23 protein-coding genes and 1 pseudogene are annotated in these 15,830 nt (G+C 45.7%); 14 read left to right on the top strand and 10 right to left on the bottom strand.

All coding sequences use genetic code 11. The features are described 5' to 3' along the window. Positions 1-24: 24 nt before the first annotated feature. The 9 genes from rplU to DXB18_RS02975 all read left to right on the top strand — a co-directional run bounded on the left by rplU (position 25) and on the right by DXB18_RS02975 (position 4,965). The gene (gene rplU / locus DXB18_RS03015) at positions 25-333 is read left to right on the top strand and encodes a 50S ribosomal protein L21 (protein WP_118540552.1); all 309 of its coding nucleotides are present in this window, start codon (positions 25-27) and stop codon (positions 331-333) included. 6 nt (positions 334-339) lie between these two features. Then, entirely contained in the window at positions 340-678 is a 339-nt protein-coding gene (locus tag DXB18_RS03010; RefSeq protein WP_118540553.1) for a ribosomal-processing cysteine protease Prp, read from the top strand. A gap of 3 nt (positions 679-681) precedes the next feature. Further along, the gene (gene rpmA, locus DXB18_RS03005) at positions 682-972 is read left to right on the top strand and encodes a 50S ribosomal protein L27 (protein ID WP_118534195.1); all 291 of its coding nucleotides are present in this window, start codon (positions 682-684) and stop codon (positions 970-972) included. A 113-nt stretch (positions 973-1,085) separates the two neighbouring features. Next, complete coding sequence (gene obgE, locus DXB18_RS03000; protein ID WP_118705901.1) at positions 1,086-2,369, top strand: GTPase ObgE; 1,284 nt, start codon at positions 1,086-1,088, stop codon at positions 2,367-2,369. A 13-nt stretch (positions 2,370-2,382) separates the two neighbouring features. Then, positions 2,383-2,676, top strand: coding sequence for a ribosome assembly RNA-binding protein YhbY (gene yhbY / locus DXB18_RS02995; protein WP_118534197.1), 294 nt, complete (start codon positions 2,383-2,385; stop codon positions 2,674-2,676). A gap of 154 nt (positions 2,677-2,830) precedes the next feature. Then, positions 2,831-3,451: a nicotinate-nucleotide adenylyltransferase gene (gene nadD / locus DXB18_RS02990; RefSeq protein ID WP_118705899.1), complete on the top strand. Its 621-nt coding sequence runs from the start codon at positions 2,831-2,833 to the stop codon at positions 3,449-3,451. Between the two features lie 22 nt (positions 3,452-3,473). Beyond that, positions 3,474-4,076, top strand: a complete 603-nt coding sequence (gene yqeK / locus DXB18_RS02985) for a bis(5'-nucleosyl)-tetraphosphatase (symmetrical) YqeK (RefSeq protein ID WP_118705897.1) — start codon at positions 3,474-3,476, stop codon at positions 4,074-4,076. A gap of 94 nt (positions 4,077-4,170) precedes the next feature. Beyond that, positions 4,171-4,527, top strand: a complete 357-nt coding sequence (gene rsfS / locus DXB18_RS02980) for a ribosome silencing factor (RefSeq protein WP_118705895.1) — start codon at positions 4,171-4,173, stop codon at positions 4,525-4,527. A gap of 198 nt (positions 4,528-4,725) precedes the next feature. Continuing rightward, a complete protein-coding gene (locus tag DXB18_RS02975; RefSeq protein ID WP_118705893.1) occupies positions 4,726-4,965 on the top strand; it encodes a hypothetical protein in 240 nt (79 codons plus the stop codon). Here the strand turns inward: DXB18_RS02975 and DXB18_RS02970 are convergent. The 5 genes from DXB18_RS02970 to DXB18_RS02950 form a co-directional block, all read right to left on the bottom strand. Then, entirely contained in the window at positions 4,931-5,182 is a 252-nt protein-coding gene (locus DXB18_RS02970; RefSeq protein WP_118540558.1) for a hypothetical protein, read from the bottom strand. The two genes, DXB18_RS02975 and DXB18_RS02970, sit on opposite strands and share 35 nt — an antisense overlap. After that, positions 5,179-5,490: a hypothetical protein gene (locus DXB18_RS02965; RefSeq protein WP_118705891.1), complete on the bottom strand. Its 312-nt coding sequence runs from the start codon at positions 5,488-5,490 to the stop codon at positions 5,179-5,181. Before DXB18_RS02965 ends, DXB18_RS02970 begins: the two co-directional genes overlap by 4 nt. 259 nt (positions 5,491-5,749) lie before the next feature. Next, the gene (locus DXB18_RS02960) at positions 5,750-6,262 is read right to left on the bottom strand and encodes a hypothetical protein (RefSeq protein ID WP_182430444.1); all 513 of its coding nucleotides are present in this window, start codon (positions 6,260-6,262) and stop codon (positions 5,750-5,752) included. A gap of 21 nt (positions 6,263-6,283) precedes the next feature. Next, entirely contained in the window at positions 6,284-6,601 is a 318-nt protein-coding gene (locus tag DXB18_RS02955) for a helix-turn-helix transcriptional regulator (protein WP_118705887.1), read from the bottom strand. A gap of 82 nt (positions 6,602-6,683) precedes the next feature. Beyond that, positions 6,684-6,974, bottom strand: a complete 291-nt coding sequence (locus DXB18_RS02950; protein WP_347560839.1) for a hypothetical protein — start codon at positions 6,972-6,974, stop codon at positions 6,684-6,686. Positions 6,975-7,066: 92 nt separating this feature from the next. Between DXB18_RS02950 and DXB18_RS02945 the strand changes: the two genes are divergently transcribed. Then, positions 7,067-7,489: a hypothetical protein gene (locus DXB18_RS02945; RefSeq protein WP_207665756.1), complete on the top strand. Its 423-nt coding sequence runs from the start codon at positions 7,067-7,069 to the stop codon at positions 7,487-7,489. A 62-nt stretch (positions 7,490-7,551) separates the two neighbouring features. Here the strand turns inward: DXB18_RS02945 and DXB18_RS02940 are convergent, their stop codons facing one another. The 4 genes and pseudogenes from DXB18_RS02940 to DXB18_RS16485 form a co-directional block, all read right to left on the bottom strand. After that, positions 7,552-8,721 carry a cellulase family glycosylhydrolase gene (locus DXB18_RS02940; protein WP_182430442.1) on the bottom strand — a complete coding sequence of 390 codons (1,170 nt, stop codon included), beginning with the start codon at positions 8,719-8,721 and terminating at the stop codon, positions 7,552-7,554. 141 nt (positions 8,722-8,862) lie between these two features. Further along, complete coding sequence (locus tag DXB18_RS02935; RefSeq protein WP_118705879.1) at positions 8,863-10,305, bottom strand: HAMP domain-containing sensor histidine kinase; 1,443 nt, start codon at positions 10,303-10,305, stop codon at positions 8,863-8,865. A 16-nt stretch (positions 10,306-10,321) separates the two neighbouring features. Continuing rightward, on the bottom strand, positions 10,322-11,023 hold the full coding sequence (locus tag DXB18_RS02930) for a response regulator transcription factor (RefSeq protein ID WP_118705877.1): 702 nt from the start codon (positions 11,021-11,023) through the stop codon (positions 10,322-10,324). A gap of 266 nt (positions 11,024-11,289) precedes the next feature. Beyond that, positions 11,290-11,673: pseudogene (locus DXB18_RS16485) on the bottom strand (ISNCY family transposase); the annotation flags it as partial. A gap of 72 nt (positions 11,674-11,745) precedes the next feature. Here DXB18_RS16485 and DXB18_RS16310 point away from each other — a divergent pair. Beyond that, a complete protein-coding gene (locus tag DXB18_RS16310; protein WP_147354126.1) occupies positions 11,746-11,979 on the top strand; it encodes a hypothetical protein in 234 nt (77 codons plus the stop codon). A 677-nt stretch (positions 11,980-12,656) separates the two neighbouring features. On the opposite strand, the gene DXB18_RS02915 is transcribed toward DXB18_RS16310, so the two are convergent. Further along, the gene (locus DXB18_RS02915) at positions 12,657-13,115 is read right to left on the bottom strand and encodes an Lrp/AsnC family transcriptional regulator (RefSeq protein ID WP_117677391.1); all 459 of its coding nucleotides are present in this window, start codon (positions 13,113-13,115) and stop codon (positions 12,657-12,659) included. 217 nt (positions 13,116-13,332) lie between these two features. On the opposite strand from DXB18_RS02915, the gene DXB18_RS02910 reads away from it, so the two are divergent. From DXB18_RS02910 to DXB18_RS16480, 3 genes are all read left to right on the top strand, one after another. Beyond that, on the top strand, positions 13,333-14,676 hold the full coding sequence (locus DXB18_RS02910) for an MATE family efflux transporter (RefSeq protein ID WP_118705873.1): 1,344 nt from the start codon (positions 13,333-13,335) through the stop codon (positions 14,674-14,676). 222 nt (positions 14,677-14,898) lie between these two features. Then, positions 14,899-15,339, top strand: a complete 441-nt coding sequence (tnpA, locus tag DXB18_RS02905; protein WP_118705871.1) for an IS200/IS605 family transposase — start codon at positions 14,899-14,901, stop codon at positions 15,337-15,339. Next, positions 15,248-15,830, top strand: a 583-nt coding sequence (locus tag DXB18_RS16480; RefSeq protein ID WP_347560847.1) for an RNA-guided endonuclease TnpB family protein, incomplete at its 3' end; no start/stop codon positions are given. The genes tnpA and DXB18_RS16480, both read left to right, overlap by 92 nt.

The raw sequence follows: 15,830 nt of genomic DNA, 5'->3' as shown, positions 1-15,830 counted from the left end.
AGTAATGATAATAGGAGGTGCCATATGTACGCGATTATTGCAACAGGTGGTAAGCAGTACAAAGTAGCAGAAGGCGATATCATTAAGGTTGAAAAGCTTGGTGTAAACGCTGGCGAAACCGTTACGTTTGACCAGGTTCTTGCAGTTAACAACGGAGAGTTATCCATCGGATGCCCGACTGTAGCAGGTGCAACTGTTACCGGAACCGTAGTTAAAGAGGCAAAAGCAAAAAAGGTGATCGTTTATAAGTACAAGAGAAAAACTGGCTATCATAAGAAAAATGGTCACAGACAGCTCTTTACCGAGATCAAGATCGACAAGATCAATGCTTAATTAATCATGATTAACGTAACCGTATCTGTTGATTCCGAACATCGTTATCATGGGATTTCTTTTCTGGGTCATGCAGGCCTTGCCGATGACTATCAGGAAGGACAGGAGCTGGTTTGTGCAGCCGTGTCTGCCCTGACCCTCAACATGGCAAACTCTGTGGAACACTTCACGGAAGACCAGTTTGAGGCAGATGAGGACGAGCAGTCCGGGATGTTCCGTTTCCGTTTTACCGGAACGATTAGTCCGGAAGCAGCACTCCTTATGAATTCTCTGGTCCTTGGTTTAGAGGACATTGAGGAAACATACGGAGAACCGTATATAAAAATTCGATTTGAGGAGGTGTAAGAGATGTTTAAAATGAACCTTCAGTTATTCGCTCATAAAAAAGGTGTAGGTTCTACCAAGAACGGTAGAGATTCTGAGTCCAAGAGACTTGGCGCTAAAAGAGCAGATGGTCAGTTCGTATTAGCTGGTAACATTCTTTACAGACAGCGCGGTACCAAGATCCATCCGGGTCTGAACGTAGGTCGCGGCGGCGATGATACTTTATTCGCTACTGTAGACGGCGTTGTAAGATTTGAGAGAAAGGGCAGAGACAAAAAGCAGGTTTCTGTATACCCGAGAACAATCAACGAATAATGACACTGACAGGGCTTCATACTGATTGCTGGTATGAAGCCTTTTTTTGCCAGAGACATCATAAACGTATCCCATACGTTTGCTGATACACAGGAAAGGATTTAGGTGAATCCATGTTTGCAGATAATGCAAAGATCTTTATTAAATCAGGAAAAGGCGGAGACGGCCATGTAAGCTTCCGCAAAGAATTGTTTGTGCCGGCAGGCGGTCCTGACGGCGGTGATGGAGGAAAAGGCGGAGACATCATTTTTGAGGTGGATCCGGGTTTAAATACATTAACAGATTTTCGTCATGTTCGGAAATATGTAGCACGAGATGGAGAACAAGGGGGCAAGAAGCGGTGCCACGGTGCCAACGCAGAAAACCTGGTGATCAAGGTTCCGGAAGGAACGGTCATCAAGGATTTTGAGACTGGCAAAGTCATCGCGGATATGTCCGGTGAAAATAAACGGGAGACCATTTTACGGGGCGGTAAAGGCGGTCTTGGCAACATGAACTTTGCAACCCCGACCATGCAGGCTCCGAAATATGCACAGCCAGGTCAGCAGGGCCACGAGCTCTGGGTTCAGCTGGAGCTGAAGGTCATTGCAGACGTTGGACTGGTTGGTTTCCCAAACGTAGGAAAGTCCACCCTTCTTTCCCGCGTGTCCAATGCAAAACCGAAAATTGCAAATTATCATTTTACGACCTTAAACCCGCATCTGGGTGTAGTTGACTTAGACGGCGGAGCCGGTTTCGTCATGGCAGATATTCCGGGTCTGATCGAGGGAGCTTCCCAGGGAATCGGCCTTGGTCATGACTTCTTACGCCACATTGAACGCTGCCGTGTTCTGGTCCATGTAGTAGATGCTGCAGGTACCGAGGGGCGTGACCCGATTGCAGACATCCGCGCGATCAACGCAGAGCTGGAAGCATACAATCCAGATCTGTTAAAACGCCCTATGGTTATCGCAGCCAACAAGATCGATGCCGTTTACTCAGAGGATGAGGATCCGGTAGAGATTTTGAAACAGGAGTTTGAGCCGGAAGGCATCAAGGTATTCCCGATTTCCGCAGTCAGCGGTAAGGGCGTAAAAGAGCTGTTATATGCGGTTTACGAGCTGCTTAAGACCGTAAACCTTGATCCGGTCATCTTTGAGAAAGAATTCGAGATCGAGTATGCCGGCGACCGCAATCTGCCGTACACCGTAGAGCAGAACGAGGACGGCGAGTTTGTGGTGGAGGGACCGCGTATCGAGAAGATGCTGGGTTATACCAACCTGGAATCCGAGAAGGGCTTCCAGTTCTTCCAGAAGTTCTTAAAGGAAAATGGTATTTTAGACGAACTTGAAGCTGCAGGCATCAAAGAGGGCGACACCGTCCGTATGTATGGTCTTGCATTTGATTATTATAAATAACAGGAGATAAAACATGACAAGTAAGCAGAGATCCTATTTAAAGGGACTGGCTATGACGATGGATCCGATCTTTCAGATCGGCAAGTCCAGTGTAACTCCGGAGCTGACTGCAGCAATCGCAGAAGCACTGGAAGCACGGGAGCTGATCAAGATCACCGTATTAAAGAACTGCCTGGACGATGGACGTTCCATCGCAGAAGTTCTGGCTGAGCGCACTCGTTCCGAGGTCGTTCAGGTGATCGGCAAAAAGATCGTTCTTTACAAGCCGGCAAAAGATGAGGCAAAACGCAAGATCGTTCTGCCTTAATAAAAGAAAGTCATAATTGTACAGGCAGCGCATTACATTGCTTGTACAGTTACAAAACATTGATCTATAGCCCACAGGAACAAACCATATGATCTGCTCCTGTGGGTTCGTAATATCATAGAAATAACATTGTTTGCGAAGGGAGTGACTGTGATTGGCTAAGATCGGAATTATGGGTGGAACCTTTGATCCCATCCACAATGCGCACCTGATGCTTGGCAGACAGGCTTTAAAAGAATATCACCTCGATGAGATCTGGTTTATGCCTTCCCACAATCCCCCGCACAAAACAGATCATCGTGTAACCGGCACCAAAGACCGGTGTGAAATGGTAAAGCTGGCCATTGCAGGGGAACCGCGTTTCCGTTTCTCTGATTTTGAGATTTCCCGTGCAGGAAATACCTACACAGCCCAGACGCTAAAGCTTTTGAAAGAAGCTTATCCGAAGCATACCTTTTTCTTTATCGTGGGGGCAGATTCCCTGTATCATATCGAAAGCTGGTATCATCCGGAGGAAGTCATGCGCCAGGTTACAATCCTGGCTGCCGGTCGGGAATGCGAAGATGCTTCCTGTACGTTAGAAGAGCAGGCTGCGTATCTGATCAAGAAATACGGAGCCGCAATTTTTCTTTTGCACAGTGATAGCATGGAGGTTTCTTCCCAGGAACTGCGAGAGCGTGAAATGAACGGAGGCAGAATCCATAATCTGGTTCCGGAAAACGTGGAACGCTATATTGAAGAACATGGTTTATACCAGAATCCTGAGAAGCTCTGACTATGAGGAGGAGGAAATACCTATGATAACAGAACAGATCATTACACTGCGTAAACAGCTGAAATCAAAACTGGATCCGATGCGCTACGAGCATTCCGTAAGTGTATCCTTTACCTGTACCGCGCTTGCCATGCGCTATGGCTACGACATCAAGAAAGCAGAGCTTGCCGGGCTGATGCATGACTGCGCCAAGCGTTTTACAGACAGCGAGCTGATTCAGAAATGCCAGAAGCATAACGTCCCGCTGACCGAAGCGGAAATCAAGGCTCCGGCCGTGATCCATGCAAAATACGGCGCTTTTCTGGCAGAAAATAAATATGGCATTCAGGATGCAGAAATTATCTCTGCCATCTCCTGTCATACAACCGGAAAGCCAGATATGACAACACTGGACAAGATTCTTTATATCGCAGATTACATTGAGCCGCGCAGGGACAAAGCCGATAATCTTCCGCAGATGCGCTATTTGGCCTTCCAGGATCTGGATCAGACCATGTATGAGATTTTAAAAGGAACGCTGGATTATCTTGGCAAAAAGGGAAGCAGCATTGACCCAATGACCATGCAGGCATACCAGTATTTTGAAGGCGTTATGGAACAAAAGAAACAGACAGAAACCGTGTAAGGAAAAGCCATGTCAGGCTGCTATAAAGCGAAAGCTGCGGTTCCTGTGCATGAATGGAGTTATAGATTAAATAAAACAAAGAAGGAGAACATGAATGAGTCAGGCAAATGAAATGGTAAAACTGGCGATCACCGCCCTCGAAGATAAAAAGGGTGAGGATATCCGCGTGATCGATATCCGCGAAGTCTCCGTACTGGCAGACTACTTCCTCATTGCAAGTGGTTCCAACGGAAACCAGGTACAGGCTATGGCCGACAACGTAGAAGAGGAGCTTGGAAAAGCCGGATATCCATGCAAGCAGGTAGAGGGCTACCAGAGTGCTAACTGGATCCTGATGGACTACGGTGACATCATTGTGCATGTCTTTGATAAGGAAGACCGCTTGTTCTATGATCTGGAACGTATTTGGAGAGATGGGAAGATCATGGATACGAAGGAATTTGCGGAATGAATTTTTGTTTAATTCCTTTTATTTCTGAAACAAGGAACGGAAAGAATCGGCCACTCCGGCTCCAGCCCATGCAGCCAAAACAATACAATTTCCATATGGAAGGAAGACATCATCTGCATTTATCAGAGACTAAGGTACGGATACTGTTACCGTGATACCTGGTCGATCGACCAATGGTTCCTTACGGTTGTTCCGAACATGATCCATGATATTCGTGTCAACAGCCATGGTTATCCTGGCTCCTTTGAAGGTCCGGAAGAAGAGAATATCCGGAAGTGGGAACGTATTCTGAGAAATATGATGAGTGATGTGCCGGAATATGCGGAGATTTCGGAAAGGTGGCTGGCGGCTGAGGGAGAACTGCGTGAGTACCGGAACCGGTGCCTGAAGCAGGGGATGGAGCTTATGACAAAATATTTTTGGAACCTCTGGGATTGATCAGCAGGAACGGGCAAAAAGAAAGCGGCGGGGAGTCGAAGGAGGATTCCCTGCCGCTTCTGTCGTTCGCTTTCTGCTTCTTCCGGTTGTATGCCTTGCCGTTCGGCATGGTCCGCGTTGCCGGGTTCAAGATGCCCCAGGTGGAACGCTGGCCGGAATGGTATGTTTTTTGTGCTTTCTTACTCTGTTTGCTGATCGGGATAAATGATTTCTTCATGCGGCACCTCGATTCTGTTCCAGTGTTTCCATGATGTTATTGCAGAATTCTGTGTAATCGTTGTGTCCGAAAAGCAACATCTTGTTGCACAGCAATTCCATGGATTTCTCAAATTCCGCCGTGTCTTTCTTTCTGACTTTGCAGAGAATGATGCGGTACGGGGAATCGTCCCGTGAGAATTCGTTTCCGAACCGCACGGAAACATGGTTCTGTGCGAACAGGGAATCCGCAAGGTAGTCTTTATGGTCAATGTACATATACTGGACGGACAGGATGGACAGACCGTCCAGTCTCAGGAAATTTTTCATGGGATCCTCCTTTGTGATAGCTGTATGTAAGGAAAAGGCTGCGGAATTTCCATTCCGCAGCCGTGGTGCCTGAAACCGTACCCCGGCACCGGCGTGATCGCTCACGGGTTTTCTACAGGGGATCATTTACCATTGATATTTGCTGAATTAGCGTACCATGAACCGAAAGATACAATGGATAAAAAATAACAAAACAATCCATGTCACTGAACGTTAACAATCCCATCTGCATTTTTAAAGACCCTGTACGGAAAATTCTTTAAATGTCCGCTTCAAACAGGAACGTCTGATTGTACCGGTCAAGAGCAATCTGCATTTCCATGATTTCGCCGGAAATGCGTTCGTAATCCTGTTTTACCAGTTCCGGATCGTAATTGGTATAGCGATACTCAGGAACGGCATTCCTGGAGCTGAATGCATGGGAAGATTCCCTCATTTTCGGCAGGCATTTCCGCATGGCGTCCAGAGTCGCTTTGCGGGAGTTGAGCTGTGCCATTCTTACCAGAATGCTGTCAACGCTCATTTCCGTATCGCCTACCATGATCTTTGCTGTTGCGTTGGCCAGGTTCAGGGCGTGCTTGATAATAACGGTTTTTTGATCAATCTCTTTCAACGTCTCGGAAACGGCGGAGTAGTCATATTCCGGGATGACCGGTTCCTCGCCGACGGCAGAAACGTATGTACGGGATGCCACCTCTTTGGCTTCCCAGTAGGACTTTTCGTCCGACAGGCTTTTGAGCAGTTTATTGGCATAAGCCGAAGTCATTTTCATGATGTATTCGCCTCCTTCGCATCAATTCCTTATAACACGATTATAAGGCGAGAGAGGGAAGATGTCATTGAACCGCTGGTTTAAAGCGGCCCATAAACGAGGAATATCCCCGTCAATGACGAGGATATTTTCAATGCTGGTATGTAACAGTCTGCTGAGAATGATAAAGTTGTCCAGGCTCGGCAGGGATTTCCCGGCAATCCATTTGTAGATTGCCTGTGGGTTTTCAAAGCCGAATGCTCCCTGGATCTCGCGGATCGTGTAGTTCTGCTCTGAAAGCAGCTGCTTGATCCGCTTCCCGGTTTCCACGGGTTGGATTGACAAATACATCGGTTCCATTTGCATCCCTCCATGATTCTGTACCATCCCGAAACACTTGTTTCCATTCTATCACGGCTGTGGTAGATTGAACAGCGAAATTTTATTTCTGTAGGCGAAATCTGGATACTTCTTCGTGATCTAGTTTATCGAGTGTCCCATCATTACCAGATTCTATGCTGGTTTCCTTCGACAGAAAATAAATTTCCGCAACACGATTTCCGTTTCTGAATTCCGTAAGATGAAGGGACCATCCGGTAAGTTCGTTGATCTGATTCAATGCCGGAATGATCATGTCTTTTTTTAACAGCTTATACGGATAGTCTGGGTTTCCGGTCAGGCGTTTTGCCATGTCCTTTTTGGAAAGCGGATCAGGGTCGGGCGGGAGTGACATCAAAAAGAAATATAAAATTACAGTTGAAGTCGATCGCAAGGCAGACAGATGATGTAAATTAATATACAAGGTAAATTTTGAACATTTTTTCCTTGTTTGGATGTGTTTGCATAAAGAAACCTGCGGTAAGGATTGGACTTGGAATCATAGCTGTTTTGGGCCTAATGCTTGCAGTTCTGATCGGTAGCGTTACCTATACGACAAAATATCGGGTTAATTCCGTTGACTCGTCCACCTCTCAAGATGGGAAGTATGAATTACTGTTTCAACAGATAGGAGATCCAGACTGGCTATTTGGATATACACATGCCAGACTGGTTCTTAAAGATGAATTAGGAACGATTGCAAAGTATTCTTTTGATGTAAGAAATGATAGCGCTTCTGTTCATTCCGATTCATGGCAGGTTATCTGGAAAGAAGATAGCGTGGAGGCTGTGATTAGTGGAAAAGAGCAGAATGATGAACAGTACATTCTATATTTTGATAGAAAATGTCCAGTTCTCTGCCTGTTATGATAAAAAATCCCGTCTGATATACTTTTCATTCTGCACACAATAATATACCTGTCATTTAACAGTTAATCTGCCCAGATTAACTGTCTGAGTGGTGCCATCTCCTCCATCCATACGCCGTTTTCCCTGTCATAAAACTTTGTATCTGAATTTACTGCAAATGGGATGCCTGCCGCCTCCAGAGAGTCACACATGAAAGCCGCAAATTCCATTTGCTCATTCAGGGTATAATCATTTTCATCGTTATAATTTCCAGGCATCCAGGCTCCCACCCAGGTCGGTACCCCTGTTTCCTCCTGCCAGCGCAGCGCATATCCGATTTTTTCCTGGATAAGCTGCCGCTCACCCTCCGTCCCTGAAGTCCAGAGCTTCCGCTCATTTGTCTTGCTGGGACCAGAGGCATAGAAATGCCATTCGGCCATCATATATCCGTTTGCCATTGTCGGCACTCTCAATTCTGATAAATATGCCGGATCGGACCGCAGCCTTGGGGACATCATAAGAATCCGGTCCGGGTTGCTCTGGCGGATTGCGGTTACGGTCTGCTCAAGCATCTGATTCAGCATTTCCGGCTGTTTGTTCAGCTCATCGGAACACTCGATCATTAAATCAAAAGCCAGCATATGGGACTTCGTCTGGTAATGCTCCGCAACGGTCCGCCACCAGTTTGCAACCTCATTGATGGTTTCCTGACACGGATTATTTTTAAACGCATCTGCCTGATAAGCCAGAACCGGTATCATTCCCCTGCTTAAACAATCCTCAATCTGTCGGTCCAGGCCGGAAAGCACCTCCGGCGTCAGCTCATCCTTTACACGGATTCTCACATGGTCAATGCCCGCCGCCTTAAAATCCTCCACTGCCTTTGCCTGGTACATTTCCCGTCCTTTTCTGGTTTTCGACCAGTCCACATCCATTCCTCTCCCCAAAAGCTGCTGGTAATCCCAGGGCGCTACCGGCGAATCGCCGTCCTGCCACATTCCGGAAATATAAGCCCCGTCCCTGCCGGTTACATACCCGTCCGGCGTTACACGGTTGCGCACCATAATCCCGTTTTGATCCAGATAATACCATCTGCCGTCCTCATCCTGTATCCAGCAATTTGCCGCCAGCCCTCCGTCCTCCTGCTGGTACCTCCATGTATCTCCCTCTTGCATCCAGTTCCCTGCCTGTGCCGGAAACACCATGGTTGCCGCACAGATAAACGCTGCGGCTGTTAATCTCCATTTTTTCATCTTGCCCTTCCTCTCTTCATTTAAAGTAAAAAATGATTCTATCGTATACGTACCGGGGGGCTTTTCCCGTTTTCCCGGCCTGCTTTTACAATAACCGATTCCGTGGCATTTTTGTAGATTTTTCATGTGGCAGAAATGTGGCTACTCCTTACGTTTTTCAAACAGTTTCCAGGGAAGAGGGAAATACAGGCGGTAAACGGCCCCATGAAGGGGCGGTTCCAGGTTTTCAATCTCCACCCGGCCTCCCAGATAATCCATACCGGACCATACGACCGAAAGCCCGATCCCAAAAGCTCCCTTTTCTCCCTTGTAAAATCGTTCAAATACATGGGGAAGTTCTTTCTCATCAAACCCTTTTCCATCATCCTCCACCTGGATCACCGCCCAGGCATCTTCCATTTCCAGCCGTACGGAAACGCTTTGCTCTGCATACCGGACACAGTTTGAGACCACGTTCTGGACGATGCGGCTTAAAAGTTCAGGATCCGTCCATATCGTCACATCCTCCCTCTGGATATCCAGATCAAGGCAGAGCGTTCCGGCCATCCCCCTCAGCGCGTCCAGCCGTTCCTCCAGAAACTCCGCCAGGTCTATCTCCGTCAGCTGGAGCTTTAATTCCCGGTTATCAATCCTGGTTAGTGTCAGAATGCTCTCCACCAGATTTTTCATACGCATACTTTCCGCCAGAATAATCCCGGCTGCTTCCTGCGGGTTTTTCATAACGCCGCGCTGAATCCCCTGCGCATAGCCGATGATGGATGCCAGAGGCGTCCTTAAATCATGGGAAATGTTCTGAAAAAAACGGTCTTTTGCCTCCTGGCTCTGACGGATTCCCAGCTCCATCCGGTTATATGCCGCTTTCAGGCTTTCCAGTTCAGAAAGAGAATAGGTTTCCTCTATCGGACAGCATTCCCTCCCTCCTGCCGACTGTACCTGGCGGCAGAAGCTCCTCAGCGGACGCGTGATACTTCCTGCTGCCAGCCAGACAAGCGCCGCCCCAAGACCGACTGCCACGGCGGTAATGCCTGCCAGAAGCTTTCCTATATACTCCCACAGCAGGGATAAATTCGGCACCTGTGACGCCACTACAAAATATTTTGCCCGGATATTATGCTCTGTGTCCAGCGCCAGCATACGGATATGCCAGGATTCCCCGTCCATGATCTGAGTTTTCTCCAGGCGCGTGATCCCGGGATTCTCCTCCAGAATACTGGTGCAGATCTGCCTGAGCTGGTCCGGAACCGTCCCCTCCTCCGGCGTCTGTGGGTATGTCTGCCTTAACTTTGAGTTAAATACCAAAAGTTTTCCTTCTATTTCCCTGGCTTTTACATGGTTCTTTACATATTGCAGCAGTTCTTTGGAATATTTCCGCGCTTCCTCTCTGCCCTTAAGCCTTTCTGCTTCCCTGGAAAGCTCCGTTCTCCCCTGCTCAACCATCGAGAGCATTTCAGCCGTATATTTTTCAGCCGTATAAGCCGCATACCATTCCGATGTGACCGCGAATGAAATCCATACGCCTGCCGCCAGAAAAAGGATCACCGCCAGAACCGGCCAGAAAATCCTCGTCCTCATATTATGTCCCATCTGGCACCCCCAGTCCCTAAAGTATTTTTGCCGTCAGCCGGTATCCATACCCCCATACGGTTTCCACCCTGGCGGTGGAATTTCTGGCCTTCAGCTTTTTGCGCAGCCGCTTTACCAGGTCGTCCGGCATCCTCTGTTCTTCCTTTATCCCCCTGCATTCCCACACATGCTCTAAAAGCTCCTCCTTTGGCACCGCCGCATCCTCCCTCTCGATCAGATACCGGAGGAATTCAAACTCTGTCGGTGTCACGGGAAATTCCTCATTTTCCACAAAGACCTTCCTCGCCTTCTGGTAAAGTTCCAGATTGCCGCATTCGTACCGCTCCGGGAGCACTTTTACCTGCGGGGCCGACAGCTCCGCCCGCCTAAACAGCGCTTTTACGCGTGCAATCAGCTCCAGCGGAAGAAATGGCTTTGTAATATAATCATCGCTTCCCAGAGTAATTCCCGTGACGCGGTCCAGGGGACTGTCTTTTGCTGATACGATCATGATCGGAATCCCGCTTTCCCTGCGGAAAAAAGTACATAAGCTGAACCCGTCCTCCCCAGGCATCATCACATCCAGGATAATCATGTCAGGAGTTTTCTGCCGGACAGCCCGGCGTATCTCCGCGCCGTTGGAAAATACCTCTACCGCATATCCCTCGCTTTCCAAAAATGCTTTCATCATCTGCCGGATATTCTGTTCATCGTCCGCTATGTAAATCAATTTCTGCATACGCTTACCTCCGCAAATACCGCTGGATTTTCTTTCTATCATACCATTTTGGCATGAAACCGTAAATGGCTGCCACATTTTTGCCACAATTATGCCCTGTAAATCCCATCCCGGAAATTGCTATAATCACTTTGTAGCAATACATCGTTTTCAATCAAAAGAAAACTGAATTTTATGAAAAAGACTTTAAACTTTTATGTGCAACGGTTCTTCTAGGATGTTTTATGGCAGTTCCTGCACAGGCTGCGGAAACGAAAGCGGAATATAAGATTCTTTTCTGGATAAATGTAAATCATTCGTCCGCATGATGAAGTGGTACATGGATCATCACAGTGGCATACCAGACGTTTCGATCGGTCAGCGGGATTGTATTCCCATTTCATTTTTGGACATACAAACTTCATAGTAGAAAGTTTGCTTCGTAAATGAGATTTGCTTCCTTCCCGTTTCATAGGAAGTGTTGAATCATGAGGGCAGCAGGGGATACCGTTTTCATTCACTGTGTAGTCCGTTCCTTCCATGGATAATTTTACCCGAAGAGGAATAAAAGCCTGGTGAAATTCAATGCCTTCAAAGAGAGATTCATAGATTTCAACTATATCAAAGGCGGCATCACCCAGAAAGGTCTTCGGCTCGATCAAAGGGTGCTTTTTGGAAATGTACATGTGATACTCTGTAAAATTCTTAGGTATGAATCTCTTTTTAATGGTCGTTTTTTCAAAATGGAAAAATATGAAATAGATGGTACTGATATTACGGCTGAAATGAGAGAAAACATGCTATCATACCATGATGGAAAAAGAGTATATACAATATTCAGTCAACCAGCCAATGATATGGTCTACAAAAGAGGATTTTGTACATGGGAGAGGTACAATAAAAGAGCATTGCAAATTCAAAAAATTAAGAATAAAGATGAAATGAATATTAGTATAGAGTGGAATCACGAACAATGACAAGCATGGACACAGAGCATTTACTTATATTGGCAATGTGACAGATATTGGATATATGTTTGGTGAGTGCACGAAACTTAGCAATGTATCCGCTGTTAATGATTGGGATATCGCAAATGTTATGATATAAAACGAATAGGCACCTGGTACAACGGCACATTCACCCCAACCACCTAATCAATGCATACAACTCACACAGAAAGCACAGACTCACCGCAGCATGTGCTTTCTTAAATAAAATAGAAAATCGGACGACTGTGCTTGTACGACTTATTTGAGATAGGGTTTTAGTTTCTTAACAAGGAGATGGGCCATAGTTACGGGAGCAGAATCAGACGGACGTCTGCCAACATTGATTTTTTCTAATTTCTCTGCATTTGCAATGGCAGCATCCATATATGGAAACAGGATTGCATACGTTTGACCAGACCGCATGGAAGATTGTATCTTCCGTTGATTCCGCTTTACACAGATCAGCCGTTTTGTCGATATGTTCCGCCGGAAAATCATCGGTATCGAAAACAACCCAGACATGTTTGTAGCCGTTGGCGGAGGTTGAAGCGAGCTGTTTGGCTCTTCAAGAACGCCGAAGCGTGGTCCAGGATCGAATCAATTATAGCGTATGTAAAGTAAAAGGTAATGGATCAGAAATGGTTCATTGCCTTATATGCAGGCTTCTATAGCCGTAATCCTTTAATATCTTTAATACGTGATAGGATCGTATTGCAGCTGCAGCTGATAACGCCGGGAAGTGTATCAATGACTGTGTGCAGGAAGTGTTCCATTTCATCACTTGATGAAGCAACGGCATGTACATGCAGCTTGTCTCTTCCTGTGACACGGTAAATCTGCGTAACGGTATCATTATTATGTAATATATCTGTCACCTGCGACAGATGGTCTGGTTTTGTTTCGATTTCAAAATAGCATGAAACAGCACCGCTGATCTTTTGAGGGTTTATTATAGTTGTATATTCTTCAATTATGCCTTTTTTCTCCAGAGCCTGAATCCGGGCTTTTACTGCCACTCTGGAAATACCGGTTTCTTTACCGATATCAGAGTAAGAAATACGTGCATTTTCTATAAGCAACTGGATGATCTTCTGATCCAGTTCATCTAAACCGTTCAGGTACATAAGTGTCCCCCTGTAAAATAATATCCTCCGAATAGTAATTTTCCTTAAATATCATATCATTTATGTTGCTGAAAGTAAACTCTGGCTTGACTTAGCAGCTGTAACTACATATAATTATTTCGAAACGTAATTTAAAACTTGCATTTTGAACACAAGGAATCAATTCTGGTGAAGGAAAGAATAAGTGAAATTATAAAGGCTGTGGAGGAATATGATAATGTCAAAAGATGAATATTTGATCGCAGAAACGCCTCTTAAAGCGTTGACGGTTTTTGCAATGCCGATGATTTTAGGCAGTTTTTTTCAGCAAATATACAATATGGCTGACTCTATCATCGTCGGCCAATTTGTTGGCTCCTCTGCACTTGCAGCTATCGGGGCCTGCGCAGCGCTGACCAATGTTTTCATTTGTGTGGCACTGGGAGCAGGTGTCGGTGCCGGTGTGCTCGTGAGCCGCTATTTCGGTGCCAGGGAGTATGGAAAAATGAAGACCATCGTGTCAACGTCCTTGTTTAGCTTTTTAATTCTAAGCATAGTCCTTGGTGTTTTTGGCTTTTGCTTTTCCCACTCGATGATGCGGGTATTACAAACCCCTGGCGATATACTGAATGATGCAGTGTTATATCTACGGGTCTATTTTGTGGGCTTTCCGTTTCTGTTTATGTATAATATTCTTTCCAACATGTTCACTTCCATTGGTGAATCAAAAATCCCACTGGGACTCTTGGTATTCTCGTCAATCTTAAATATTTTTATGGATCTTTGGATGGTGGCCGGACTTGGTCTCGGTGTGTTTGGTGCAGCCCTTGCGACTCTTATAGCACAGGGGATTTCTGCGGTGTGTTCACTTTTTCTTTTCCTTAGCCGGATGCGTCGATATAAAAGTCGCTTTGATTGGTTTAACAGGCAGGAGTTATATTCCATGCTTCAAATTGCTGTACCTTCGGTTCTTCAGCAGTCTACAGTGTCCATCGGTATGATGATCGTACAGGCTGTTGTAAATCCTTTCGGTACACAGGCACTTGCGGGGTATGCGGCGACGATGCGGGTAGAGAATGTTTTTTCATTGATTTTTGTATCCATTGGCAATGCGGTTTCCCCATATGTTTCCCAGAATCTTGGTGCAAAGAAAATTGAACGGATCAAAAAAGGATATCACGCTGCACTGGTGTTAGATGTATGTTTTGCAGTTCTTGCTTTTATAGTCATTGAAACATTGCATACTCAGATTTCCTCGCTATTCCTTGGCAAAGATGGAACTGCCCTGGCTTATCAGGTATCCGAGGGTTATATGAGATGGCTCGGTTACTTCTTCATCTTTATGGGAATCAAAATGGCAACCGATGGGGTTCTGCGTGGTCTTGGAATCATGCGCCCGTTCCTTATTGCAAATATGGTGAATCTGGCGATCCGCCTGTCGGTTGCGTTGATTTGTGCACCGCGTTTTGGTATTGTATTTGTCTGGCTTGCTGTACCAGCAGGTTGGTTTGCAAACTTTTTAATATCCTATGTGGCTCTTCGGAGATCATGGCCGACTGATAAAGAGGTGCAATCCCGATAGCCTAAAGTAATTTAACGTAACACTGCAAGAATTCCCCCATCCTCTTCAGGTGGTGGGATGAATTGCCTGCTTTTGATTCCTGATATGCAATAACTGGCATGATTCGATAGTGCACATATCTGTGCTGACAGAAAAAGAACATACATTCGATAAAATTATAGACATATAGAGAAATATATGATAAAATATAATCAGTCGAAATAATAAGAAAGGCTGATTTCTATGAGAAAATTGGATAGTAATGCACATTCGGTATTTTTATTATATTACCATTTGATTCTGGTGGTAAAATACCGAAAAAAGGTTTTGAATGATCCGATTTCCAATCGGGCAAAAGAAATATTTGAGCATATTGCTCCGAACTATTACATTACCCTGGAAGAATGGAATCATTATCAGGACCATGTTCACATCATGTTCCGTGCTCATCCAAAATCGGAACTGAGTAAGTTTATCAATGCGTATAAAAGCGCAAGCAGCCGCCTGATTAAAAAGGAGTACCAGGAAGTCCGGCAAAAGCTATGGAAGGAAATGTTCTGGAGCCAGAGTTTTTGTCTGTTGAGTGCTGGAGGTGCCCCGATCGAGGTCATCCGTCAGTACATTGAAACACAGGGAGAGGGTAAAAGTGAACACCGTGTACCGTTTTCGGATTTATCCGAATAAACCACAAAGGGAATTATTTGCAAAGACATTTGGTTGTGTTCGTTTTGTTTATAACCGGATGCTTGCGGAGAAAAAAGCTTACTATGAGAAAACGGGAAAGAACTTAAGCGTGACACCGGCCAGATATAAATCCGAGTTTCCGTGGTTGAAGGAAGTAGACAGTCTGGCACTGTGCAATGCGCAGCTGCATTTGCAGACTGCATATAAAAATTTCTTTCGTGATGACTCAGTTGGTTTTCCGAAATTCAAATCAAAAAAGAAACCTGTGAGAAGTTATACAACCAATTGTGTGAATGGAAACATCGCCTTACAAAATGGAAGGTTAAAACTTCCAAAAGCTGGCTGGGTCCGCATCAGACAGCATCGGAAGATTGAGGAAGGTTACCAGTTGAAAGGTGCAACCATCACTCAGGAAGCAGATGAACGATACTATGTTGCTTTGTTATATTCCTGCGAGGAACCGGTGAACGAAATCAGGAAAGCAGAATCCG

It is taken from the genome of Clostridium sp. OM02-18AC (assembly GCF_003481825.1).
Lineage (GTDB): Bacteria > Bacillota > Clostridia > Lachnospirales > Lachnospiraceae > Brotaphodocola.
This window is presented reverse-complemented; position numbering and strand designations above follow the sequence as displayed.